The sequence below is a fragment of the Candidatus Hydrogenedentota bacterium genome (assembly GCA_012523015.1).
Lineage (GTDB): Bacteria > Hydrogenedentota > Hydrogenedentia > Hydrogenedentales > CAITNO01 > JAAYBJ01.
Map to the genome: position 1 here is coordinate 1 of JAAYJI010000187.1, position 24,763 is coordinate 24,763.

The following is a 24,763-nucleotide window of genomic DNA, read 5'->3' on the forward strand; positions in this document are numbered from 1 at the left end:
TCGCAAATCTTTATACCTATTTGCTGCTCTTTGTGCTACAAAACATGCTAGCGTGGTAGCGCAGGCTACAATAGATCTTTTAAAAAAGGTCAATCCGAAACAGCTTCACATGATAACCTTTGACAACGGCACAGAATTTTCTGCTCATAAATACATTGCTGAAGAATTATCCGTAGAGGTCTATTTCGCACGCCCCTACTGCTCAAATGATCGCGCTAGGAACGAAAATACTAATGGGCTTTTAAGACAATACTTTCCCAAAAAGACTCGTTTTGATACAATTTCTGATGAGCAGTTACAAAGGGCTGTTCAAGATTTAAATAATAGACCAAGGAAAACACTTCATTACAGAACTCCGGCCGAAGTCTTTTTTCAGGAAGGGGTTGCAATTCGAGTTTGAACCTGCGGATACCCTATTTTTAATTAGATGGTTCCGCATTTCGATGATGTGTTCTTGCGGGATAACAATAACACACCTTACAGTGCCGACCATTGGCCCTTCCGGGCGGCCCATGATAAACAATGGTCAGCTGTCGTTTTTTTTATGATGAGAAGAAAGAATGCTCTTCTCGGTTCATTGGGTTCCAAGAATCTTGGAAAGATGGTCGAAGCTGGATTGGCCTTGTTCTTCAGAACTGCACTCAACCGACAATACGCCCTTGAATTTCGCCTTGCGAAGGATGCTGACGATCCGTTTCCAATCAAGGACGCCCTCGCCACAGGCACAGCCGGAGGGCACGCCCGTAACCTTGCCTCGATCGCTCATCACTACGCCGCCGATGTCTTTGGCGTGGACATGTACAACTCGCGTTGCGATCGCTTCGAGAAAGGTGTAAGGATCTTGACCCGCCATAAAGATGTTGCCCGTGTCCGGATTGCAATTAAAGTAAGGGGATTCCACCAGATTGAGGACTTCAAGATAGGTCTTCAGTTTTACCGAGTACTTCTGGTGTGGTTCCAAGGCGATGTGCACTTTGTGGCGCTCCGCGACCGGCAGGACACGGCGCAACGTATAGTAAAACAGGTCGAAGGCTTGGCGTTTGGTCATCCACTCCGGTACCACGCCTTCATCTGTGCACACGCATCCGGCGCCCAGTCCATCAGCGAACTCAATGGCGCGTGTCAGGAAGGGTATACTGATTTCCGGTTGTGCCATAGGTGCATGTGCGCTGACAGCGCTGACCTTGAGTCCAAAACTTTCAACCAATGCCCGCACTTCCAAGGGGTCGCGCTCCATGCTCACAGCGCCATAGTATCCCGCTTCACATAAGAGGTCGCGTCCGTTAAGCATGTTAAGCTCGCAATACCGATACCCTTGATTGCGAATTGCCGCAAGAGCGTATTCCAAGGGTTTGTCTGCATGCCGGAACGCTTCTGTGTTCAGTCCCGCTTCGATTGTTGCCATACCGTTTCCTTTCATGTTAATTTCGGAACATCGGGTTCAGGCGAATCCGAATCTGTTATAAATTACTCAATAGGGTCACCTATTTTGTAGTCGGGGACATATATCCAGACAAGCTTCTCTTGTATTTTACTTGATTTAAGATCGGAAATTCATTCTTTTTCAGGGAATAATGTACGCATCAAGGACACGGTTTCGGAACTGCCGGACTACTGCGTTTTTGTTGGGTTTTGCCGGGATGTGTTACAATTTCAAACTCGTGTACTACGGATAAATTCGTATGCAATGTACGACTCAACAAGCACAGCCGACTTTTCCCGGGAGATATAATGAGCAAAGGTATAACAAAACGGTCAGAAGATTATTCACAATGGTATTTGGATGTGGTGCTGAAGGCAGAAATGGCAGAGCATTCGCCGGTGCGCGGGTGCATGGTCATCCGTCCGACGGGCTACGGTATTTGGGAAAAGATCCAACAGCACCTTGATCGCATGTTCAAAGAGACCGGTCATGTAAATGCGTATTTCCCCATGTTCATCCCCGAGAGCTTTTTGAAAAAAGAGGCGGAGCACGTGGAAGGCTTTGCGCCGGAATGCGCCATGGTCACCCATGGCGGCGGCAAACTGCTCGAAGAACCGCTGGCGATTCGGCCCACCTCGGAGACGATCATCTGCTCTACCTATAAAAACTGGATTTCTTCGTATCGTGATCTGCCCTTATTGATTAACCAATGGGCGAATGTATGCCGTTGGGAAATGCGCACCCGCTTGTTCCTGCGTACGAGTGAGTTTTTGTGGCAAGAAGGGCATACTGCCCATGCGACCCATGAAGAGGCGGAAGAAGAAGCGCTGCGCATGGTTCATGTGTACCGCCGTTTCGCAGAAGAATACCTCGCCATGCCCGTATTGGTGGGCAGAAAAACAGAGGCGGAAAAATTTGCCGGCGCCTTGCATACCTACTGTATTGAGGCAATGATGCAAGACGGCAAAGCGCTGCAAGCGGGCACGTCACATCATCTTGGTCAAAATTTTGCCAAGGCCTTTGATGTAAAATTTCAAGATAAAGATTCTCAATTGAAATATGTTTATGCCACCAGCTGGGGCGTGTCCACCCGGCTTATTGGCGGCATGATCATGACCCACAGCGATGACCGGGGTTTGGTGATTCCGCCGCGGCTCGCTCCGACGCCGGTCGTCTTTGTTCCCATTTATCGTTCTGATGAAGAAAAGGCTGCTGTGCTCGGGAAAGCACGGGAAATTACCCGCGATTGGGATCCTCTTTTCTTTAAAATTGATGACAGCGAACAATACAAACCCGGTTACAAATTTAATGAGTGGGAATTGAAAGGCATTCCCATACGTATTGAAATCGGGCCTCGTGATGTTGCGTCTAATTCTGTGGTGGCGGTTCGTCGTGATACGGGTGATAAGACCACGATCGGCGCCGATGATTTGTTGAGTGAGCTGCGCCACATGTTGGATACGATTCAAAGCCAGCTTTTTGATGCTGCTAAAAATCGGATGGCAGCGTGCACCTACACCGTAGACAGTTACGACGAATATAAAGAACGGGTGGAAGAAGGCGGCTTCTTCCGTGTCTTCCTGGACCATGCCAATCCTATCGTAGAAGAGACCATGCAAGCCGATACGCGCTCCACGGTGCGCTGCATACCCTTGGAAGATTCGGATGAAACGGGTCCGTGCATGATAACGGGAAAAACCTGTCGCGGCCGTGTCATTGCCGCACAATCGTATTAAAATGCCCGGCGTTAATCGCCTTCGTCGCGCCCTTTACCATGGCAAATGGAAATCTGTGTCCTTCCTTCGCCTGCGATGCGTAATCGGATGGGATACATCAATTTGTAAATTTATCGGCTAATATGCTTTGATATGGCCATCTAAAACCTTCCCCTTTTAACCTGTGCAGGAGAATACTGTCATGACTCAGGAAAGAAAAACGATCCATGTCGTATCCAATTCCCATTGGGACCGTGAATGGGGTTATCCTTTTGAAGAGACCCGCCTTTTATTATTGAAATTTATGGATGAGCTCCTTGATCTCTTGGAGACCGATCCTGCTTTTACTTCTTTCACCATGGATTCACAAACATTGTGTGTGGAAGATTATTTGGAATTACGTCCTGAGAAGCGTGCGCTCGTGGAAAAACACGTGAAAAATGGGCGGCTCCTTATTGGCCCTTGGTATTCACTCCCTGAAGAATACGTGTGCAATGGAGAATCCTTGGTGCGCAATCTGGTGGTCGGCCATCGCAGCGCCAACGCCCTTGGCGGCGTCACCAAAAGCGGCTATACGCCCTTCTCTTACGGTCAGACCTCACAAATCCCTCAGATCTACCAGGGCTTTGGCATTGATCATATCGTTTTTTATCGTGGCATTAATACGCCCAAATGCGAATATGTTCTTGAGGGCCCCGACGGTTCGCGCTTGCTTGGCTCACGCTTTGGCTGTATGAGCCGATTCAGTTATTACATCTATGTGTACCGTGTGTTGCGCTATGGCTCCGATGATGTGTACCAGCGCTATGATTGGGATCGCGGCGCGGCGCCCTTCCGCCTCATTGATGATAAACGGAAGCGCGACCACTACTACATTTTGGACGACAAGAAAAAACAGTGGAATGACGGTCCTATCCGCGAACAGCTGTTGAAACTGGTGCAAGATGAATCCGAGCATTTCAGCACAAGCCAGATTGTGTGTATGCAGGGCTTTGACTCCTCCAATCCTGATCCGGAAGAAACACGGATCATGGAGTTGTGCCAAAAGCTATTGCCGGAGCATGACATTCATTTCTCCACCCTTGGTGAGTACATGAAGGCTATGGAGAAAGAAGTGAAGGATCCGATTGTGCTGCGCGGCGAATTTCGCGATCCCGGTGCCACAGGCAGCTGGACCCATCTCTTTGGCGACATCATCAGTGCACGGCCGAGACTGAAACATCACAACCATATTGCCGAAGTTAATTTGCAGCGCCGTGCAGAACCCTGGGCGGCCATTGCGTCCATGACCGGCGGCGAATATTTGAAGCCGGCACTGGATCGTGGCTGGAAATTCCTGCTTCAAAATCATCCGCACGACACGATTACGGGCGGCGGTATTGATCAAATGGAGCGGGACTCCATCTTCCGATTCAACCAGATCAATATCATTGCGGAAGGTGTGGCAAGACGCGGGCTCGAATGCTTGCAGATACAGATCGATAACAGTGACCTGCCCGCAACTGACAGCGTGTTGACCGTATTCAATCCTTGTCCTTTCCCGCGTAAAGCAGTCGTTTCCTGCTTGGTCGATATGCCGCAGGATATGGGGTATACCGCCTTTTCCGTTCAGACACCGGATAAAAAGACCTTGCGCCTGCAGCAGCAAGAAAAATATCCCATGGGCGTACTCGTCCGCAATTTACAGGATATCTCTGTGGAGCTTCGTACGGAACGGGTTCGCTGCCATGTGGAGACGGAAGAGATTCCCGCTTTTGGCTACAGCACCTATCACCTTGTCCGTGAGGCAGGCTTTGCTTATGTGCCCGGTACGCTGGCTCCGGAAGCGAATGTCCTCGAAAATGAACATTTGCGCGTGCTGTTTAACAGTAACGGCACCTTGGATTTGACCCACAAGGAAACGGGACGGTGCTATACGGGACTCCACTATTTGGAAGACAGCGGAGAAACGGGACATTCGTGGGTACATATGCCTCCGGAACGGGATGAAATCATCACCTCCCACGGCGCGCCCTGTTATATTGCCCTTGAAGAATCGGGACCGCTCTTTGCGCGGATGCGTGTGGATTATCACATGGAGATTCCGGTTAGCGTAGACGATGAACCCTATGTGGACTTCCGAGAAGGGGATATCAATGATACGGGCCGTACCCAAGAACGGCGTACGATGATTATCACGAGCCGTTTCACATTGCGCGCTGATGCAAAGCGCTTGGATGTGACGACCAGCTTCGAAAACACCTGCAAACATCATCGCTTGCGTGTGGTCTTCCCCACCCGTCTTGACTGTGACCGCAGTGACGCGGAAATAGCCTATGATGTTATCGGCAGAGACATACAGATCAAGGAAAGCAGTCCCTATTACGGACATCCGAATCCGCAATACCCCATGCACCGTTTTGTGGATATGACCGACGGCAACTGTGGTTTCGCAGTTATCAATAACAGCGGTCTCCGTGAATACGAGGCAATGGACCGTGCTGATCGTCCCCTCGCGATTACCTTGATGCGCGCCTTTACCTACCGCAACTCACCCGTATTCGGCAGATGGGAAACCCATCCGGAAATGGAACTTGCCCAGTGCATGGGTCATTTTGAGTGGAGCTACGCCCTGTATCCCCACACAGGCGACTGGACGAAGGGCTGCTACCGCGAAGCTGAAGATATGAATCTGCCTCTCGAACCGGCACAAGCCGGGCCTCATGAAGGCAGCTTGCCCAAGGCAATGAGTTTCCTTGCCGTGGAAGGCGACAACATCCAGATTACCGCATTGAAACAAGCGGAGGATCGGCCGGGCTCTTATATCCTGCGTCTTTTCAATCCTACGACAGAAACGGTGAACACAGCGGTCGTTCTTCATAAAGAGATTCGGGAAGCATGGCTGACCAATCTTGATGAGGAACGCCTTGAAGCTGTGCAGCCGTCGGGGAATCGTCTGACGCTGCAGGTCGCGAAAAAGAAAATCATCACCCTCGAATTTATGCTGTAACAACATTCTTAATCAACGGAACGGAATCAACCGCTGTTATATGGAATAAAGTCGAAAAAACAGCGGTTATGAAAATCGATCGTCGGACGGATACCGTTACGACGGGATATCAGCACTGTTTCGCAGCTGCGCAGTCGGATGTTTATTGCCGCAGCTGCGATTCTATTGACTTGCGATAGGGGTGATTTTACACGCTATTCGAGGGTATCCTTGTTGCATTACCGGTATTGAAAAGTCTATTATAGGATCATACTACACCTGTAGTTCCCGTCCAACCACTCCCTCCTATTCCTGTATTTAACCAGGATTTGTAAGGGCGTGACAGCGGTCTTTTCAACACCTTAGTGTATTCCTTTCAGGTGCGATTATCACGAAAGAACCATTTTATGCGACGCAGTATTGTACATGAAGGCGCCACCAATCTAAAATATGAAATTAGAGAAATCGTTGAGGTGGCACGGGGCATCAGAGACTTGGGTCAAAGCATTACCTGGGAAAATATTGGCGACCCCGTCGAAAAAGGGGAAATGCCGGCCCAGTGGATACGGGATATTCTCCATGAACTATTGGAAACGCCCGCTGTCTATGGTTATTGTGACACCGCCGGTGTGCCAAGTACCCGCGCCTTTTTAGCCGAAACCGTAAACCGCCGTACCGACGGTATCCAAATCACGGCCGATGATATTTTGTTTTTCAATGGCATAGGCGACGCCGTGGCGCGTGTCTATGGTTTTCTTAAACGTGAGGCGCGGGTATTAGGCCCGTCCCCAGCGTACAGCACGCACTCATCGGCAGAAGCCGCCCATTCAGGCTACGGCCACGTTACTTATGATCTTGATCCCCATAATGGCTGGCTGCCGAAAGTGGACGACATACGCAACAAAGTGAAATACAACGATTCTATCGCCGGTATTTTACTGTTGAGCCCGGACAATCCTACCGGCGCCGTTTATCCTCGTGAGATTTTGGATGAAATTGTTGCCATTGCCCAAGAATATAAATTGTTCATGATCGCTGATGAGATCTATATTCATGTTACCTATCCGGGCTATCCCCGCGTTCATATGAGCCAATGGATTCAGGATGTTCCCGGCTTGGCGATGCGCGGCATCAGCAAGGAATTCCCGTGGCCGGGCGCGCGCTGCGGCTGGATCGAAGTGTTGAACCGCAAAAAAAATGACAATTTTAACACCTATGTGAACAGTCTGTTGGCGGCGAAGCGCCTTGAAGTATGCTCGACCACCCTTCCCCAAATGGCACTTCCTTTGGTCTATGATAATGGTCGTTTTAACCAACATCTGGCGACGCGCGCACAAATGTTCAGCGATCGTGCTGATGAAGCGGTTTCCTATTTCGAAGGCTGCGATTCTACCATCGTCAACAAGCCCGGAGGTGCTTTCTATCTTACGGTCATGTTCAAAGAAGGGGTGCTGAATGGGCATCAGAGCTTGCCCATCGAAGATCCTAAAGTTCGTGAGCGTATCGAAACATTGGTACAAGGGGTGGATCCCGATAAACGTTTTGTATATTACCTGATGGGCGCGACCGGCATTGTTGTGGTCCCGCTCAGCGGTTTTCATTGCAAGCATCCCGGTTTCCGCGTTACCTTGTTGGAAACGGATCCTGAGAAACGGGCTTGGATTTTTAGAAGCCTGCGCGAGAGTATAGATGCCTATGTGAGCAGCTGATCGGGCGACAAGCCCCCTTGATCCTTTTACGAGGATCTTTTTAAATGCACTTTATCAACATCTGAGATTGGTATCGAAATGAGGAGGAATTACCCATGAGTAAAACATCCAAAACCTATCAATTTAAAACGGAAGCGCGGCAGATTCTGGATCTCATGATTCATTCTGTCTACTCCAACAAAGATATCTTTCTGCGCGAATTGATTTCGAATAGCTCGGACGCCCTCGACAAGCGCCGCTTTGAAGCGGTGAAAGCGCCTGAGCTCGCGTCCGGCGAAGAGGCGGCTATTCATATAGAGTTCGATACGAAAGCGCGCACGCTGAGCCTGGCAGATAATGGCATTGGTATGAGCCGCGAAGAAGTCAAGCGTTTTATCGGTACCATTGCCCGATCCGGAGCACAGGAATTTATCGACGCACTCCGTGAAACCAAAGAGGCGGCGGCACTGCCGGAACTCATCGGTCAATTTGGTGTGGGCTTTTATTCCGCTTTCATGGTGGCGGATAAGGTTGAACTGTGCACACGGCGGGCGGGAGAAGAGGACGCTACCGTGTGGACGAGTACCGGCGAGGGAAGCTACACGCTGAGCGAGGGGGAACGCGACGAAGCCGGGACAACGGTTACCTTGTTTTTAAAAGAGTCCGATCCTGAAGATGGTTTAAAGGACTATGCCACGGAATGGGAAATACGCCAGATCGTTAAACGCTACAGTGATTTTGTTGCCTATCCCATTTATTTGAAGATTGAGCGTACCGAAAAGGAGACCGACGCGGAAGGCAAACCCTTGCCCGATGGGGAAGAAAAAACGGTTATCAAAGACGAACGTCTCAATTCGATGAAAGCCTTATGGCTGCGCGACAAAGACGAGGTGACGGAAGAGGAATTCAACGAATTTTATAAACATATCAGCCATGATTGGACTGATCCGCTGCTCCGTATACAGGCGAAAATGGAAGGGGTCATGGAGTATCGGATGTTGCTCTACATACCCGAAAATGCGCCCTATGATTTGATGATGCCCGAGTCCCTTCGAAAGATGGGATTGCATCTGTATATCAAGCGAATTTTTATTATGGACGATTGCCATGAGCTCTTGCCCGACTACCTGCGCTTTCTTCGCGGGGTCGTTGACTCTGAAGATTTACCGCTGAATATTTCACGGGAACTGCTCCAAGAAAACCGACAGGTACAGCGCATGAGCAAAGGTATCGTCGGGAAAATACTGTCCACCTTAAAGGACTTGCGCGAGAAGGATGTGGAGAAGTATCGGCAGTTCTGGACTCAATTCGGGCGCACCTTCAAAGAAGGGCTGTTGATGGATTTTGAAAATAGAGACAATATCCTTGATCTTGCCCTTTTCGACAGTACCGAATCCGGCGATACGCCTATTTCGCTGGAGACTTATCTGGGCCGTATGAAAGCGGATCAGGACAGCATTTATTTCATCACAGGCGAGTCGAAAGCTGCCCTGCTCAAGTCGCCCCATCTTGAAGCATTTCGCGACAAAGGCTTTGAAGTCTTGCTGCTCAGCGATGCTGTTGATGAACTTTGGACTTCTTCCATTTCCGAATTCAAGGAAAAAGAGCTGCAGGCCATTGGCCGTGGAGATGTGGATCTGGGCACGGAATCGGAGAAAGAAGAAAAGCGCAAGTTGCGTGATGAGAAGACGAAAGAATACAGCGCCTTATTGGATGCCCTTAAAAACCTTTTGGACGAGCATGTGAAAGAAGTGCGTCTGTCCGGACGTCTCAGTACTTCCCCTGCTTGCCTGGTTATTGACTCCCAAGATCTCTCGCCTCAAATGGAAAAGATGATGCGGATGATGGGACAGGAAGCACCGCCTGTTAAACGGATTTTGGAACTCAATCCTCAGCATCCCTTATTAGAGCGCCTTCATGATTTTTACACGAAGGACACGACGGACGAAGCCTTAAAGCCCTATGCAGAATTACTCTATGGACAGGCTTTGTTGGCTGAAGGCGGTATTGTACCCGATCCCGCTTCTTTAAGCCGATACATTGCGGAAATTATGGTGCAGGCCTTGTGATTTGTGGGGGGTGTGTTTCGGTCAACCTGCTCCGTGTCGAGGCGGACTCTCAAAGCGGCGCCTTCCACAGATGCGATGGCTTTACTTGGTTCACTTGTCTTTCTATGCAATAATACACGGATAGGAGAACACGTGTTTCCATAGTTTAATCTACCCATCACTTTGATTTTTTATCTGGAATATTCATGACTCAATCATCGGTTTTTGAAAAACTTACTGTACACATGTCCGATGTGGGCAATTTGCGTGCCGCTGCCGCTGTATTGGAATGGGATCAGGAAGTCTACATGCCTGTTGCCGGCGCTGCCGCCCGTGGTCGTCAGTTGGCGACCCTTCACGCCCACACCCATAAATTATTCACCCACCCTGATGTGGGGGACATGATTGCCCGTGCGCGGGATGAAGGACTGCGTAACAGCGACGAAGAAGCTCTCGTCAATGAGATTGCGTATCAATATGAACGGGCATCCCGTATCCCCGATAATTTTGTGCGCCGTTTTTCCAAAGCGCGCAGCACTGCATTACAGGCTTGGATCCAAGCACGCAAAGAAGAAAAGTATTCCGTCTTTTTGCCCCATCTCAAAACATTGATAGCGCTTTCCCGTGAAAAGGCTTCCTATCTCGGCTTTGAAGAAACGCCCTATAATGCCTTGTTGGAAAATTATGAACGGGGCATGACAGCCGCCTCGCTGCGCGCTATTTTTGAAGTGCTCGGCAATCGCCAACGCGCCTTGCTTGCGCACAGTCTTGACATCATGGATAGGGAAGATCGGTCGTGGTTGGATCAGTCTTGGGATACTGCGCGGCAATGGTCTTTTAGTGAAACCGTTCTGCGCGATATGGGTTTTGATTTTCAATCGGGACGCCAAGACAAGTCTGTTCATCCCTTTACAACCAATTTTTCCATTCATGACGTGAGAATCACCACACGCTTGTCTGAGAACGATTTCTTTTCCGCCCTCTTCAGTTCTATTCATGAGGGCGGTCATGCTCTTTATGAGCAAGGTTTCCGTGAGGAAGACGAAGGCAGCTTCTTGGCGGCGTCGCCGTCGCTGGGACTCCACGAATCCCAATCACGGCTCTGGGAAAATGCCATTGGCAGATGTCTGCCCTTTTGGGAGCATTATCTGCCTGCTTTGCGTACCCTCTACCCCGGACAATTGGATCAGGTGAGTGCCGTTGATATCTACAAAGCGGCGAATCACATTGCGCCGTCATTGATTCGAGTTGAAGCCGACGAATGCACGTACAACCTTCACGTTATCCTGCGCTTCGAACTTGAGTCGGCATTGATTGAAGATGAATTGGATGCTGCTGATTTACCGGCAGCTTGGAATGAAAAAATAGAGCGCTATCTCGGATTGACCGTTCCCAACGACGGCATGGGCTGTCTTCAAGATATTCATTGGTCCCATGGTTCCTTTGGCTATTTCCCGACCTATGCACTCGGCAACCTGTACGCGGCACAGCTGCTGAAAGCTATGGAACAGGCCGTACCTTCTCTGTGGGAAGATATCGGACAAGGTCAATTCCAAGGCTGTTTGGAATGGCTGCGCGAACATGTACATCGTGTAGGTAATCGTAAAACTGCAGTACAAATAATTCAGGAGGCGACCGGAGCAATCCCCGGCCCGGACGCCTTTTTGGAATATCTCGAAGCAAAGATTGATGCTCTTGCCGCATTGACCTGAACATGATTATTTGACTTGTTATCGGGGAGATAAAATAGGAGTAGACCTTATGCCGAACGTGGAACGAGATAATGGACGATTGGGCTGCGGTTCAAATCGCCACATATTGCGCAGACCTTTTCCGCAATCCCAAAAAATATATGTGGAAGGGTCGCGGGGCATTCGTGTCGCCATGCGCCAGATTAATCTGCACCCTACCCGGGATGCAGAAGATACTATTTTGGAAGAGAACGCGCCTGTAGTCGTTTATGACACCTCCGGTCCTTATACCGATCCTGACGCATCTATCGATCTGGAAAAAGGATTGCCCCCACTACGGACTCCTTGGATCAAAGAACGTGCTTTAGATGAGGGTACCCGTTCATGCCGGCCCATGGATACGCATCCTTGTCCGCGGCTGCGCCCTGTCTTCCGACGCAAGGCGGGCAGCCAAATAACCCAGCTCTATTATGCGCGGCAAGGCATTATCACGGAAGAGATGGAGTACGCTGCGATTCGCGAAAATATGGCTTGGGAAGGTGTTCCGGGAAAAGAGTCGGGCTCCGTGCGCGGCTCCGACACGTCGGGAAAAATCATTACACCGGAAAAGATCCGTGATGAGATCGCAGCAGGCCGCGCCATTTTACCGGCGAATGTCAACCATCCCGAATTGGAGCCCATGGTAATCGGGCGTCAGGTTTCCGTAAAAATAAATGCCAATATTGGCAATTCCGCACTCCATGGTTCTATTGGCGAAGAGGTCGAAAAATTGATTTGGGCGATTCGATGGGGAGCGGACACCGTCATGGATCTGAGTACGGGCGCCGATATCTATGAGACACGGGAACAAATAGTGCGCAATGCGCCGGTACCTGTCGGTACCGTACCTATTTATCAGGCTTTGGAGAAAGTGGAGGGTGTGCCTGAGGCGCTGAGCTGGGAGATTATGCGGGAGGTACTGATCGAACAGGCAGAACAAGGCGTGGATTATTTTACCCTTCATGCGGCGGCGCTGGAAGAACATTTCCCCTTGACCCGATCCCGATTAACGGGTATTGTAAGCCGCGGCGGCGCGATCATGGCAGCGCGGTGCAGCGCCCATGGTCAAGAAAATTTCCTGTACACCCATTGGGACGAGATTTGTGAAATACTCGCCACTTATGATGTAGGTGTATCGATAGGCGACGGATTGCGCCCCGGCTCTATTCATGATGCCAATGATGCCGCGCAATTTGCGGAACTGAAAACCCAGGGCGAATTGACGCGCCGCGCTTGGAGCTATTTTGTTCAGGTCATGAATGAAGGACCGGGACATGTGCCGCTTCATCTCATTGAAAAGAATATGGAAAATCAACTGGACTGGTGTAACGAAGCGCCCTTTTATACCTTGGGACCTATCCCCACCGATGTGGCGGCTGGCTATGATCATCTCAGTTCCGCTTTAGGCGGCGCATTGATCGCGTGGAATGGAGCCGCCATGCTTTGCTATGTTACCCCCAAAGAACATCTTGGTTTGCCCGATAAGGAAGATGTACGGGAAGGCGTGGTCGCTCATAAACTGGCGGCTCATGCGGCGGACTTGGCGAAAGCATTGCCGGGCGCACATATTCGCGACAATGCCATGAGCAAAGCACGCTATGAATTTCGATGGGCCGATCAAATCGCCTTGTCGTTGGATCCGGATCGGGCGCGACAGCTGCGCGCCCAAGCCATGCCGCAGCTCCTCCATGAATCGGATGGCTTTTGCTCTATGTGCGGACCGGACTTTTGTTCGATGCGTTTATATCAGCGATTTTGTCCAAGCGCGACCGGTGCGCAAGAAGGACAACAAAAAACGAATGATGCAGATTCACAGGGATGATCTGCACGCAGTAAAAGACCTGTGTATCTTTTGAAATGGCGTGCTCTTTAGCGTGATAGTTGCCTATTTGTGATGTTGAAATTGTGTGTTGAATCTATTTTTGAAAAGAGCTTTTACAGACCAAAATCAGGTGCGATAAGTAAATACTTGACTTTTGAGCGAAAATATCGCAAAATATGTATGTTTTATGGTTCATAGTAAAGACAATTATATCCGATGCTCAAAACCGCGTGACACGAGACTCTTGGCGACGGAGAAAGGTTCCTAGTTATGTCTAAGGCGCACTATATCAAGCATGCGATCTTACTGGTGGCAGTAATTGTGGTGCTGGCAGGTTGTCAGGAGACAGTTCTCAAGCCTGCGCCCCAGTTTAGCGTAAACCGGAATACAGGCGACGCTCCATTGAAGGTGTTGTTTGAAGATACTTCAGATGGAGGTATCGCCGGCATATACTCGTGGAACTGGAGTTTTGGCGATGGCGGCACCAGTAATGAGCGCAGTCCGGAATATGTTTACAAAGTTCCGGGTGTCTATACCGTCACCCTTGACATTACCACCGGTGTCGGTAATTTTCGTGTGGTCAAGGAGGGACTAATTACCGTCACGGAAGCGAACGACATAGCGGTACAAGTCGAAAATACATTTGTCAAACACGATGTCGCGGTTGAATTACCTGCAGGCTATAGCGCCCCCATCCTTTTTGGCATCGCAAAAGATGCCGCGCCCATGAATTTGGGCGCGAATCAAGCGGCAAAGATGCTGTCCTCAGTTTTTACAATCCGACACAACCAAGATTCCCCCGATCTTTTTATGGTAGATGCCCAAGGCGTACCCACTGCAGCGCAGATTTCGATCCCTCTTTTAAATCCCCTTGATCTTAATGCAGCCGATCAAAAAGAATTGCAGCTGCTGGCACAATTTAAAGATGGCCATGTGGTGCCTATACCCGGCAAGTTTGTGAACAACAAATTTACCGTGTCGGTGCTGCGCCTTCCCCAACGGGCAAATTATGTGGTCGTTCGACGTTCCTCCATGAATACGTCGCAGGTGAATACGAAAGAGACGGGTGCGCCCCTTATCGAAAATCCCGACTATGGTCAATGGACGGATGTTTTCCAACTCTATTGGGAGCAGGAGACGGAACAACAGCTCAGCGCTTTATATCGAGGGAAAATGGACACTGAGTCCACTTTTACCCGTCGCAACTATTCCGCTTCTGTCGTAGCGGATTCGAAAAAGAAATTTGCAGACGCCATCAAAGATGCCCGGAAAGAACTCACCAAAGCGGGTATCGCTGCGCCGCTCTTAGTAAACGAAGATGATTTGAGCACCATCAATTTTTACAACATGTACAAGGATTATCCCGTTGACTTTGTTCGTGCCACGGATCGCCCCTATTATGATCTTTTCTTTGGTCATATTGTTTATGACACGGCGCAGTTACTGGCTGTGGCACGACGCAACTTGCGTGTGGCGATGGTGGATGAAGACGCCCTAGATTTCACCGAATACTACCATCCCGAATCGGCCTTGTTTGAGCTCCTGATTCAATCCACCTATCCCCGTTACGGTATTCCCTCAATTACAACCCGAGGCGATACTATTTTCGGACTTCCCGTCCCCGCAGATCGCAATGAATCGGGTGAGGTCAAGGTCCTTTCTTTTCTGCAAGGTTTCCAAGACGGGCTTGCACTGTATTTTGGACAACGTAATGCAGCCTACCGCGGGCGCGGCTTTGGAGATAATGAACACGGGCTCCCCTCTTTCTCAGCCCTCTTTCCTTATAGCCCCTATGTGCCGGGCTACAGCTATGCGAACCATGAAGTCCTCGCTTGGCTCGACGGCAACAACGTAGAACAAGATCCTTTAATTCTCTTTGCCGATTGCCTCGGTCGTTTGAAACAGGCGCTGCAGCAAAAGAATCGCTTCTATACACGCCCTTTATATTATCGTGAGGCGCTCACGGTCGTGTATGAGACCATGGATAAGGTGCTGCGCGAAAACAATTCAACCGGTTACACAGATTTTGCATCTTTGTATTGGGACTTCGTACGGGATACGGCGTATGAAAATGGATGGAATTCCATTATTCGGCCGAGTGACACCTTGCGGCCTCCTTATACCCTTAACGAGGATCGCTTTGCGCCTGATGCTGTGGTGACCGTGGTCTGCGAAAATGCGGCGGATATCATCAAAGTGACATCAAAGACCAATCCGGCACTGGCGAAAATTGAACCCATGTCCGCCCGTGCGATTGTAGTTGAATTAAATCCAATGACAACAACGGCGGAGTTTTCTCCTGATCCCGCCATGCTGTATGCGCCGAACATGCCTCAGATTACAGTGTACAGAGATGGACAGGCAGGCTCGACAATGTGTAATTACGAAGGGTCTATGAACGATGTCCTGATACAAGGACTGGGCTGCTTAGATAGTGACTGCACCAACAAGGTCATTTTGTTGGTTGCGAATCTTGATTATGAGAAGACCGTTGACATCGATTTCTCGATTACTACGCAGGCAGAAATTTCTGACAGCGATGAAAACTTGCTGGCACGCTATCTGTCCATTGTTGATCCCAAATATAACTATCGCCTTGAATCGACACAGAATTTTATCACTGAATATGGCTGTATCGTCTATGTATTAAAAATGACTTCCGGTTCGTGGAGAAATGCGGAAGAAGCAGAACCGAATGTGTGGCAACACCGGCTGTTCATTATTGAGCCTGCCAATGTAAGAGAAAATTCCTGTCTGCTCTACTTGACCAGCCTCAATTCTGATAATCTTATTCTTGATTCTGACGGGATGGAGCTCCTCGGTAAATTGGGAGCTGTGGCAGTGAGCAGCCGTTCTATAACCGCCTTACTCGCTGATATTCCCAATCAACCCATTGAATTTGTTGATCAACCCGGAGAGCTGATAGAAGACAAACTGATTGCCTATAGTTTCGATAAGTTTATGAACGCCTATAATTCAGGCAGCCGCGACGCCACCTGGCCCGTGTTGTTGCCCATGACCCGTGCCGCCGTTCGCGCTATGGACACGGTGCAGGATTTCGTCGCCACGAAACGGGGACAGATACGGGATATCAATAATTTCGTCGTGTCCGGTACTGCGAAGACCGGTTGGGCGGCATGGCTGACGGCAGCCATGGATGAGCGGGTGGGCGCATTGATCTCCATTGCCGCCGACTTTGTGAATCTTGATGCGCAGATGAAGCATCAACGCAATGCCTATAGCAGTTACGAGAAAAATTCCGATGTTGATCGGATTACCGGCGGCTATTCGAGTTCACTGGCGGATTATGTGGGCTATGATATTTTCGATCGCTTCGATTCGCCCGCCGGCGCATCGCTGCTCCGTATCGTCGACCCTTATTCGTATCGCAATTTGTTGACCATGCCGAAGCTTTTGGTCAATTCTACGGGAGACAGTAATTTCTTGCCCGATTCGACACGCTTCTTTATCAACGATATGCAGGGACCGACCATCTTGCATGTCATGCCGAATACCGATTACAGTCAGATCATGAATCTTGATCTGGAAGAGGATTCCTTGGAGACCATCGCGGCATTCTACTATGATCAAATTAAAGAGGCCGCCGTGCCGGACGTGAACATTACCTACAATGACGTCACAAGAGAAATTACCTTGGATACTTTTGGCGCATCAACGCCTGTAGCCGGGTCGGTTACGTTCTGGTATGCCAACGCTCCTGATCACCGAGATTTCCGTTTGGATACGTTCGGATCTAAATGGAAACAGGAAGTATTGACTGCTGAAAACGGTGTTTATAAAGCGACCATACCCCTTGAAAGCGGATACAATGCCGGATTCATACAGGCTCGTTTCCAAAGTGCTGAAGCGGATCTGGACTATTTCTTCAGTTCCCAAATTTGGGTAACCCCTGATACGTATCCGGAAATCGATTAAGTTTTGCAGCAATATAACCGGGCGTCCGTGGGTAAGCTAAGCGGACGCCCGGTTATATTTTTAAGAGCCTATTCACTAGCTACGCAGCGATTGTGTTACTGTGATTTGGAAGTTTTGCCCACGTAATTTTTGATGATAAACGTCTTGGATCTGTTCCCGTAAGAAAGAGAAATTCCATGAATCACCATCACCGCAGTAATAACGAGGAAGGACGCTTCAGCCGTCGCGATTTCGTGAAAATGAGTGCTGCAGCAGGAGCTGCTTTTACACTGTCCCGACAGACAGCGTCTTATGCGCAGACTGACCACGTAGACCCTGAGTTAAAACCCATGGACCGGGTGCGCATTGCTATGGTCGGTGTCGGCGGTATGGGTACCAATCACTTGGGCAATCTCCTGAAACTTGAAGGCGTTGATATCCTTGCCGTCTGCGATATCGACGAGGAAAAGGCAACCCATGCACAGGATATGGTGGAAGCTGCCGGACAAAAACGACCAACCGCCTATTGTCGCGGAGACCGTGATTTCGAACGACTCTGTGCCGAAGAGGAGCTGGACCTTGTTTATACTGCAACGCCTCATAAGTGGCATGTGCCTGTATGCGTTGCCGCTATGGAAAATGGTAAACACGCGGCTACCGAAGTACCGGCGGCGCCCACGCTGGAGGGGTGTTGGCAATTGGTGGACACTGCCGAAGCAACGAAAAAACATTGTGTCATGATGGAAAATTGCTGCTACGGACGCACAGAAATGGCGGTGTTGAATATGGTGCGCCAAGGTGTCCTTGGAGAACTGCTTCACGCTGAATGCGGTTATCTCCACGACATTCGCGATATTTATTTGCAGACGTCACCGGGCAGAAAATGGTTCCAAGAAAATCCGCTGACCCGAAACGGTAACCTGTATCCTACCCACGGGCTCGGTCCTGTGGCACAGTGTATGAATATTAATCGTGGAGACCAATTCTCCCATCTCGTATCGATGAGCAGCCCCGGTCTCGGACTGGCGCAATATGCCAAAGAAAAGCTGCCCGCAGATGATCCCCGTCAAGATCTTAAGTTTAAATCAGGCGATGTAAATACGGTTCTTATTCAAACCCAATTAGGCCGTACTATTACGGTCTTGTATAACTGCAATAATCCACGGCCCTACACCCGCATCAATCTGGTGCAGGGTACCCGAGGCATTGTACAGGGCTATCCCGACCGCGTTCATATTGAAGGCGTCAGCCCTGACCATGAATGGGAAGAAATGGAAGCCTATTACGACCGCTACGATGCTAAGTTATGGCGTGACCAAGGCGATACAGTCATTCGTTACGGTCATGGCGGCATGGACTTCCTGGAAGATATGCGTTTGATCGCTTGTTTGCGGGCCGGTCTACCAACCGACCAGGATGTCTATGATGCTGCTGCCTGGAGTGCTATCGGACCGCTTAGTGAACGGAGCGTCGCCGGACGCGCCGCCGTGACCGACGTTCCTGATTTTACACGGGGCCGTTGGCGTGACCGTGCGCCGTTGGAGGTGCCGGGCGAAGTGTAAATTGAAGTGTTTTCTTCTGCAGCACTCAGCCTTCCGCCTGTCGTGAGATGGCCGCAAAAACCTCATCCAATTGACCGGGATTCATGAAGCCAATGGTTATGGCATCCACGGTGTTGAGATCCATGACAAAACGCAGCGACTCATCCATTTTCTCCAGCACTTTCGGATCGCCCTCACCCAGGATTTTCATGCCGAGGATACCTTTGCCGGCACGGTGAATCTTCTCCAACGCGTCTGTCACTTCCTCAACAGATCCATCCATATGCACACCGAAGGGGTTGATCCGTGCGAGAACCAGATCACACCAAGGTTCATCTGCCGCACGCTGCAAGGCGATGAGGTTATGACTGGAAATGCCATGGGCACGTATATGCCCTTTCTCTTTGGCTTCTTCCAAGACATCCATGGCGGGCCGCAAGCTTTCCGGCCAATTGTCTTCGCCTTGCCGCAAACAATGTAAAAGAACGGCATCAATACAATCGGTATCTAACTCCCTGCGCATACGCTCAAGATCTTTTCTGACAGCGTCAGCCTCGCGAAACCAAACTTTGCTCAACAGCATCACCTTTTCCCGGGGAATGGAACGTTTCATGGCAACGCGCATGAAGTGGTGGGAGCCGTATCTATCGGCCATATCGAAATAGGTGATTCCCTGTGCATAGGCGTGTTCCAAAAGCGTGATGAATTCTTCGCCGGTGAGGTTCAAGGTCTGATCGGTAATATTGAAACTCTGTCCTCGTATTCCCGTGCCTATGCCCAGATACGAACATTCGAGTCCTGTGTTGCCCAAACGGCGCAGCGCTGTGGGGTGGGGTCTTGACGGGTCGGAAAAACCCAAGGGAGCTATTGCGCCCGTTGCCAACAGCCCCGCACTGATTGAAAGAAATCTACGACGGTTACAGGTATCCATGATAAGCCTTTCATGTCCATTCCACGATTTAATCTCGGCTATGTTGTCGTCATAAAGACGCATTTAACGGGCATTATAAAATAGAACACATACCGGGGCTGGAACTTCTACGCGGCTTTTTTCTGCTTCGGGCAGCCCGGTTTCTTCGTTAATAGAAAAAGCAACAACGGTGTTTGAGTTCTGGTTTGCAACAACCATGAAAGCGCCGTCAGGGCTAATATTGAAATTGCGCGGCTCTTTTCCGCCTGTGTGGTGGTGCCCTAAAGCTTGGAGCCGCCCTGTGATGGGGGTGATGGAGAAACAGGCGATACTGTCATGACCCCGGTTGGAAGCATAAAGAAAACGTCCCGATGGGTGTATGCGTATTTCAGCCGTCGTATTGTTGCCTGTAAAATTATCGGGTAAGGTGCTGATGTATTGAAAGGCTTCCGGCTTCGTCGCGGAAGGATTGTAGTTATACGCGATAAGGGTATTATCCAGTTCATTGACCACATAAAGGATTGTTCCGGAAGGATGAAAGACCACGTGTCGCGGACCCGCGCCCGCAGGGGTGGCCGCGGCATCGGGATCATGAGTATGGAGCAGTCCTTTTTCCGGGTCGTAGTGGTAGAGCATGAGTTTGTCCAGTCCCAGATCCGCAGCAATCAAGATTTGCCCGGCAGGATCTAAGTTTGCCGAATGGGCATGAGGTCCGTCCTGGCGACTGGGATGGGTGCCGGAGCCGACATGTTGTTTCCAATCGCTTATAGTGCCAAGAGAAGCATCCTTGTTCAATGGAAATACATTGACGCTGCCGCTGTTGTAATTCGCCACAAAGAGATGCCGTCCCTGAGGATCCACGGTAAGGTGACAAGGACCGGAGCCGTGAACGGGCTGTTGATTGAGCAAGCGGAGAGAACCGTCATTCGTTTCGACAGCAAAGGCGCTTACTCCGTCTTCGGCTGTTTCAAGCGTAGATTTTCTGCCCACGCAGTACAGAAAATTTTCGCGGGGATGTGCCGCTAAAAAAGATGGGTTTTTTACCGATGCGACAACACCATGGGAATGAAGCGCGCCGGTCGTCTTATCCATTTCTAAAAGGTGGATTCCGCCGTCATCGCTATTGCTATAGGTGCCAATATAGATCCGCCACAATGTTTCAGTTTCTACTTCCGCGGAAGCTGTGCCGGCAAACAGAATGGCGAGGACAAAGCATAGGCTAGGGATCTTCATGGTCATCCTTTCATTGGCAACAGGTTAGTAATAGAATCATGGTAACACGTCTTCTTATTTCAGTGCGAACCTTTTCTTTCGTGGCAGGGCATAAAATTAAGTTGCTCCGCTCAAACTATTGAAGGATACAGGCCGATAAGCTGTCGCCGACAGTGAATTTCTTTAGGTTGGTGAGACCGCTCCATGTATGATATGGTGAATCAAAGCGTTTTGATATCGGTATATTCTTGAAAGCGCTCGAGTCACAATCTATATAACCGGGAGATCGTATGGATAAAGAACTTACAATCGCACTTGTAGGAGCAGGCATGTTCGGTGGCGATGTGCATCTGCGTTCGTATTGCCAACTAGAACGATTTGGGCTGCAGCCTTGGCTGGGCCGGCTGGGGCTGGATGCCTTGTCACGGCAGCTGGGGGATATTAATATTCGCTTTGTTGCCTTGGGAACCCGCACAGAGGCAAGCTGCAAAAAACAGCTGGAGCATTTCAGCAAGGAAGGTATGGACTTCGCCATTTATCATGGGGAGACGCCTTGGCTCGATATTCTTAAAGATTTTCCTAAACTGGATATCCTCGCGGTGGCTACGCCTGATCATTTACATACACCGCCCATATTGGCCGCCCTACGCACCGGTGTCCATGTCATCACGGAAAAACCCATGGCATTGGACGCTTATGAAGCCGATGAAATTCTCCGTGCATCTGAAAGCGCCGGATGTCTGGTAGGGGTCGATATGCACAAGCGCTATGACCCGGATCATCTCCAGATTCGCAATCACATTTCCGAACAGATCGGCGACCCCTTATATGGCGTGGCACTTTTGGAAGAACCCCTCGCCGTATCCACGCAAGTGTTTCGGTCTTGGGCAGAAAAAAGTGATCCCTTCAGTTATGTAGGCTGCCACTGGACAGATTTGTTCATTGCTAATTTCAAGGTGAAGCCCGTGTCGCTCCACGCGGTGGGGCAGAAGAAAAAACTGCGTGAAGAATTTGGTATGGATGCCTTTGACGCCGTGCAAGTTAAAATACAATTTGATAACGGCATGAGCATAGACTTTCACAATAATTGGATTTTGCCCGATGGTTTTGAGGCGCCTGTCAACCAAGAAAGCCGTCTCTTCGGTACCAAAGGTTTAGTGGAATCGGACACGCAATACCGAGGGCTGCGCTTTGTCAGTGAAAAGACCGGTATGCGAACCAACAACGTGCACATGACGAGAAATGTGCCTCGTGAAGACGGCAGCCATGCCTATTGCGGTTATGGCGTCGACAGTATTGTCGTATGTATTACAAAAATCGCGCAGATGAAGTTTTTGGGAGCCTCTTTAAAAGGACTTGCCGGAACCTATCCCGATGCTTCCGAGGCAAGGCTTTCCGTGTTGATCGTGCATGCGGCACGGGAAGTTGCCAAGCGCAATCACGCCTATTTAGAAGAGAATAAGGGCGCCCCCGTCACCGCCGTATTTAATGAAAAAGGAATTCTAATTTTTGATCCTTATGCGGGCAATATGCAACTTTATGATCGGCCCGTATGATCCCGAGCGTACCAAGAACTTCCCTTCTATTTCTATTGACAAATCACCCTATAATAGTCTATGATGCTATAAAGTGGACATTCGGGTAAAAGCATGTTACAATGTGTATACCGTACGGTAAGTATAGAGAAACAAAAATAAATAAGGATGAATTGCCATGGCTGAAGACACAAAAGCAAAAGATGTCGCAATGGATCTTGCCGAAGAGGCGCGTGAGTCAACTTGGGAGTATCGCAGTTTTACGGCAGAAATGTTTAAAGGTTCTTTCGGTTGGGATTTAATTCATCCCTTTCCCGAACAAAGCCCTGAAGACAAGAAAATTGGCGATGAACTGCTCGTAAAAGTGAAAGAGGTTCTTGAGACCTATGTAGATCCTTATGAGATCGATCGCACCGGTGAGTATCCCCGTGAAGCATTGGAAAAAATGGCTGAGATCGGGCTGTTCGGGATGAAGATTCCCAAGAAATACGGTGGGTTAGGGCTGTCTGTGTCCAACTACGCCCGCGTGTTGGGCTTTGTAGGCAGTTATTGCGGCAGCACCGTTACCTATCTTTCCGCCCACCAAAGTATTGGCGTGCCCGAACCCTTAATGACTTTTGGATCTGAAGAGCAGAAGCAAAAGTTTTTACCCCGCTTGGCGAAGGGCGAGATTTCTGCTTTTGCACTGACCGAACCTGATGTTGGTTCTGACCCGGCTAAAATGACTACCTGTGCCGAACGCTCTGAAGATGGTTCTCATTATATTTTGAATGGCGACAAATTATGGTGTACCAATGGGGTCGACCCGGGTACTACGTTGATTGTGGTCATGGCGCGTACAGCCGACAAAGTCTTGAAGACCGGCAGAGTGGTTCCTCAAATTTCTACCTTCGTCGTGGAAATGAATAGTGACGGCGTTGAAGTTGCCCGTCGTTGTCAGTTCATGGGATTGCGCGGTATCATGAATGGCGTAATCACCTTTAAGAATGTTAAGGTACCTGCGGAAAACCTCATTGGCAAAGAAGGGGCGGGACTGAAGATTGCCCTGACCACGTTGAACACCGGTCGTTTAGGTTTGCCTGCTGCCGGAATCGGCGCGCTGAAGATGTTTATCAAAGAAATGGAAGAGTGGACCACCGAGCGCGTGCAGTGGGGGCAATCCATTGGTAAGCATCAATCCATTTCCAAAAAGATCGCCGTATATACGTCCCATCTCTTTGCCATGCAGGCGATGGTTTCGCTCACCTGTGCCTTTGCCGACAACAAGGGCGCTGACATTCGTTTGGAAGCGGCGGCAGCGAAGTATTTCTGTTCCGAATATGTATGGAAATGTCTGGATGATTATATGCAAATCCGCGGCGGACGCGGTTATGAGAATCCCTTATCCCTCTACAATCGCGGCGACAAACCAACCGGTATTGAAATTGCCTTGCGTGACATGCGTATCGGGCGTATCTTTGAAGGTTCCTCTGAAGTGATGCATTTGATCATGGCGCGCGAAGCATTGGATACCCACTTCAGTCTTGCCATGCCCATCCTCAAACCCAAACCCGGACAGGGCGGCAAATTCGGATTGATCATGAAAGCCTTGGGCTTCTACATGACTTGGTATCCCAGCACCTATTTGCCGGCAACGACCTGTTTCAAAGTTAAACATTTGAACCGTACCAACAAAGCCCATCTCGCGTATGCTTCCAAAACCTGTAAGCGCTTGGCACGAAAGATTTTCCATACCATGGCGCTCTATGGTCCGAAATTAGAAGTGGAACAAGTTATTTTGGGCAATTTCGTAGATATCGGTTCCGATCTCTTTGTCATGTCTGCCGCATTGTCCTATGCGGAAAGCCTGTTGAAAGCCAATCCGGCCGATCAGACACCGCAGCAATTGGTTGACCTGTTCTGCTCTGAAGCACGGCGGCGCATCAAGATGAATTTCAAATACGCGAAGAACCATTTCAATAAGAAGTACAACAAAGTAGCGAAACTGTTGATGGGCGGAGAGCTGGAGTGGCTCGCGAAAGATGCCAACACCGACATTCCTCCCAAATACCGGGATTATAAAAATAACGATTATGAACATCCGGAAACCCGGTTGACCAAGAAACAAGAACCTGAAGCATAATTTGTTTGCGCAGGTTCAAACTCGAATTGCAACCCCTTCCTGAAAAAAGACTTCGGCCGGAGTTCTGTAATTAAGTGTTTTCCTTGGTCTATTATTTAAATCTTGAACAGCCCTTTGTAACTGCTCTTCAGAAA

The 24,763-nt window shown here is 49.6% G+C and carries 14 protein-coding genes; 11 read left to right on the top strand and 3 right to left on the bottom strand.

The window, feature by feature from the left end:
• Positions 1–400, top strand: a 400-nt coding sequence (locus GX117_08350; GenBank protein ID NLO33349.1) for an IS30 family transposase, incomplete at its 5' end; no start/stop codon positions are given.
• A 174-nt stretch (positions 401–574) separates the two neighbouring features.
• Here GX117_08350 and GX117_08355 read toward each other — a convergent pair.
• Positions 575–1,396 carry a sugar phosphate isomerase/epimerase gene (locus GX117_08355; GenBank protein ID NLO33350.1) on the bottom strand — a complete coding sequence of 274 codons (822 nt, stop codon included), beginning with the start codon at positions 1,394–1,396 and terminating at the stop codon, positions 575–577.
• A 335-nt stretch (positions 1,397–1,731) separates the two neighbouring features.
• Between GX117_08355 and GX117_08360 the strand changes: the two genes are divergently transcribed.
• The 8 genes from GX117_08360 to GX117_08395 all read left to right on the top strand — a co-directional run bounded on the left by GX117_08360 (position 1,732) and on the right by GX117_08395 (position 18,871).
• Positions 1,732–3,159, top strand: a complete 1,428-nt coding sequence (locus tag GX117_08360; GenBank protein NLO33351.1) for a proline--tRNA ligase — start codon at positions 1,732–1,734, stop codon at positions 3,157–3,159.
• Positions 3,160–3,340: 181 nt separating this feature from the next.
• Positions 3,341–6,127: a hypothetical protein gene (locus GX117_08365; protein NLO33352.1), complete on the top strand. Its 2,787-nt coding sequence runs from the start codon at positions 3,341–3,343 to the stop codon at positions 6,125–6,127.
• Between the two features lie 386 nt (positions 6,128–6,513).
• A complete protein-coding gene (locus GX117_08370) occupies positions 6,514–7,815 on the top strand; it encodes a pyridoxal phosphate-dependent aminotransferase (GenBank protein ID NLO33353.1) in 1,302 nt (433 codons plus the stop codon).
• Between the two features lie 95 nt (positions 7,816–7,910).
• On the top strand, positions 7,911–9,863 hold the full coding sequence (gene htpG / locus GX117_08375; protein ID NLO33354.1) for a molecular chaperone HtpG: 1,953 nt from the start codon (positions 7,911–7,913) through the stop codon (positions 9,861–9,863).
• A gap of 185 nt (positions 9,864–10,048) precedes the next feature.
• Positions 10,049–11,554, top strand: a complete 1,506-nt coding sequence (locus GX117_08380) for a carboxypeptidase M32 (protein ID NLO33355.1) — start codon at positions 10,049–10,051, stop codon at positions 11,552–11,554.
• Between the two features lie 49 nt (positions 11,555–11,603).
• Entirely contained in the window at positions 11,604–13,394 is a 1,791-nt protein-coding gene (gene thiC, locus GX117_08385; protein ID NLO33356.1) for a phosphomethylpyrimidine synthase ThiC, read from the top strand.
• A gap of 270 nt (positions 13,395–13,664) precedes the next feature.
• Positions 13,665–17,330: a PKD domain-containing protein gene (locus GX117_08390; GenBank protein NLO33357.1), complete on the top strand. Its 3,666-nt coding sequence runs from the start codon at positions 13,665–13,667 to the stop codon at positions 17,328–17,330.
• Between the two features lie 176 nt (positions 17,331–17,506).
• Positions 17,507–18,871 carry a Gfo/Idh/MocA family oxidoreductase gene (locus GX117_08395; GenBank protein ID NLO33358.1) on the top strand — a complete coding sequence of 455 codons (1,365 nt, stop codon included), beginning with the start codon at positions 17,507–17,509 and terminating at the stop codon, positions 18,869–18,871.
• Between the two features lie 25 nt (positions 18,872–18,896).
• On the opposite strand, the gene GX117_08400 is transcribed toward GX117_08395, so the two are convergent.
• Both GX117_08400 and GX117_08405 read right to left on the bottom strand, forming a co-directional pair.
• Complete coding sequence (locus tag GX117_08400) at positions 18,897–19,781, bottom strand: aldo/keto reductase (protein ID NLO33359.1); 885 nt, start codon at positions 19,779–19,781, stop codon at positions 18,897–18,899.
• A gap of 63 nt (positions 19,782–19,844) precedes the next feature.
• On the bottom strand, positions 19,845–20,993 hold the full coding sequence (locus GX117_08405; GenBank protein NLO33360.1) for a lactonase family protein: 1,149 nt from the start codon (positions 20,991–20,993) through the stop codon (positions 19,845–19,847).
• 269 nt (positions 20,994–21,262) lie between these two features.
• Between GX117_08405 and GX117_08410 the strand changes: the two genes are divergently transcribed.
• Both GX117_08410 and GX117_08415 read left to right on the top strand, forming a co-directional pair.
• On the top strand, positions 21,263–22,528 hold the full coding sequence (locus GX117_08410; protein NLO33361.1) for a Gfo/Idh/MocA family oxidoreductase: 1,266 nt from the start codon (positions 21,263–21,265) through the stop codon (positions 22,526–22,528).
• A 157-nt stretch (positions 22,529–22,685) separates the two neighbouring features.
• Positions 22,686–24,629 (top strand): DNA polymerase II, encoded by a 1,944-nt coding sequence (locus tag GX117_08415; GenBank protein NLO33362.1) that lies wholly within the window; start codon positions 22,686–22,688, stop codon positions 24,627–24,629.
• The last annotated feature ends 134 nt before the right edge of the window (positions 24,630–24,763 follow it).

Bases quoted from the DNA above. Each gene is read 5' to 3' on its own strand.
- GX117_08360 (NLO33351.1), top strand. From the start codon at position 1,732: ATGAGCAAAGGTATAACAAAACGGTCAGAAGATTATTCACAATGGTAT.
- GX117_08365 (NLO33352.1), top strand. From the start codon at position 3,341: ATGACTCAGGAAAGAAAAACGATCCATGTCGTATCCAATTCCCATTGG.
- GX117_08370 (NLO33353.1), top strand. From the start codon at position 6,514: ATGCGACGCAGTATTGTACATGAAGGCGCCACCAATCTAAAATATGAA.
- htpG (NLO33354.1), top strand. From the start codon at position 7,911: ATGAGTAAAACATCCAAAACCTATCAATTTAAAACGGAAGCGCGGCAG.
- GX117_08380 (NLO33355.1), top strand. From the start codon at position 10,049: ATGACTCAATCATCGGTTTTTGAAAAACTTACTGTACACATGTCCGAT.
- thiC (NLO33356.1), top strand. From the start codon at position 11,604: ATGCCGAACGTGGAACGAGATAATGGACGATTGGGCTGCGGTTCAAAT.
- GX117_08390 (NLO33357.1), top strand. From the start codon at position 13,665: ATGTCTAAGGCGCACTATATCAAGCATGCGATCTTACTGGTGGCAGTA.
- GX117_08395 (NLO33358.1), top strand. From the start codon at position 17,507: ATGAATCACCATCACCGCAGTAATAACGAGGAAGGACGCTTCAGCCGT.
- GX117_08400 (NLO33359.1), bottom strand. From the start codon at position 19,781: ATGGATACCTGTAACCGTCGTAGATTTCTTTCAATCAGTGCGGGGCTG.
- GX117_08405 (NLO33360.1), bottom strand. From the start codon at position 20,993: ATGAAGATCCCTAGCCTATGCTTTGTCCTCGCCATTCTGTTTGCCGGC.
- GX117_08410 (NLO33361.1), top strand. From the start codon at position 21,263: ATGGATAAAGAACTTACAATCGCACTTGTAGGAGCAGGCATGTTCGGT.
- GX117_08415 (NLO33362.1), top strand. From the start codon at position 22,686: ATGGCTGAAGACACAAAAGCAAAAGATGTCGCAATGGATCTTGCCGAA.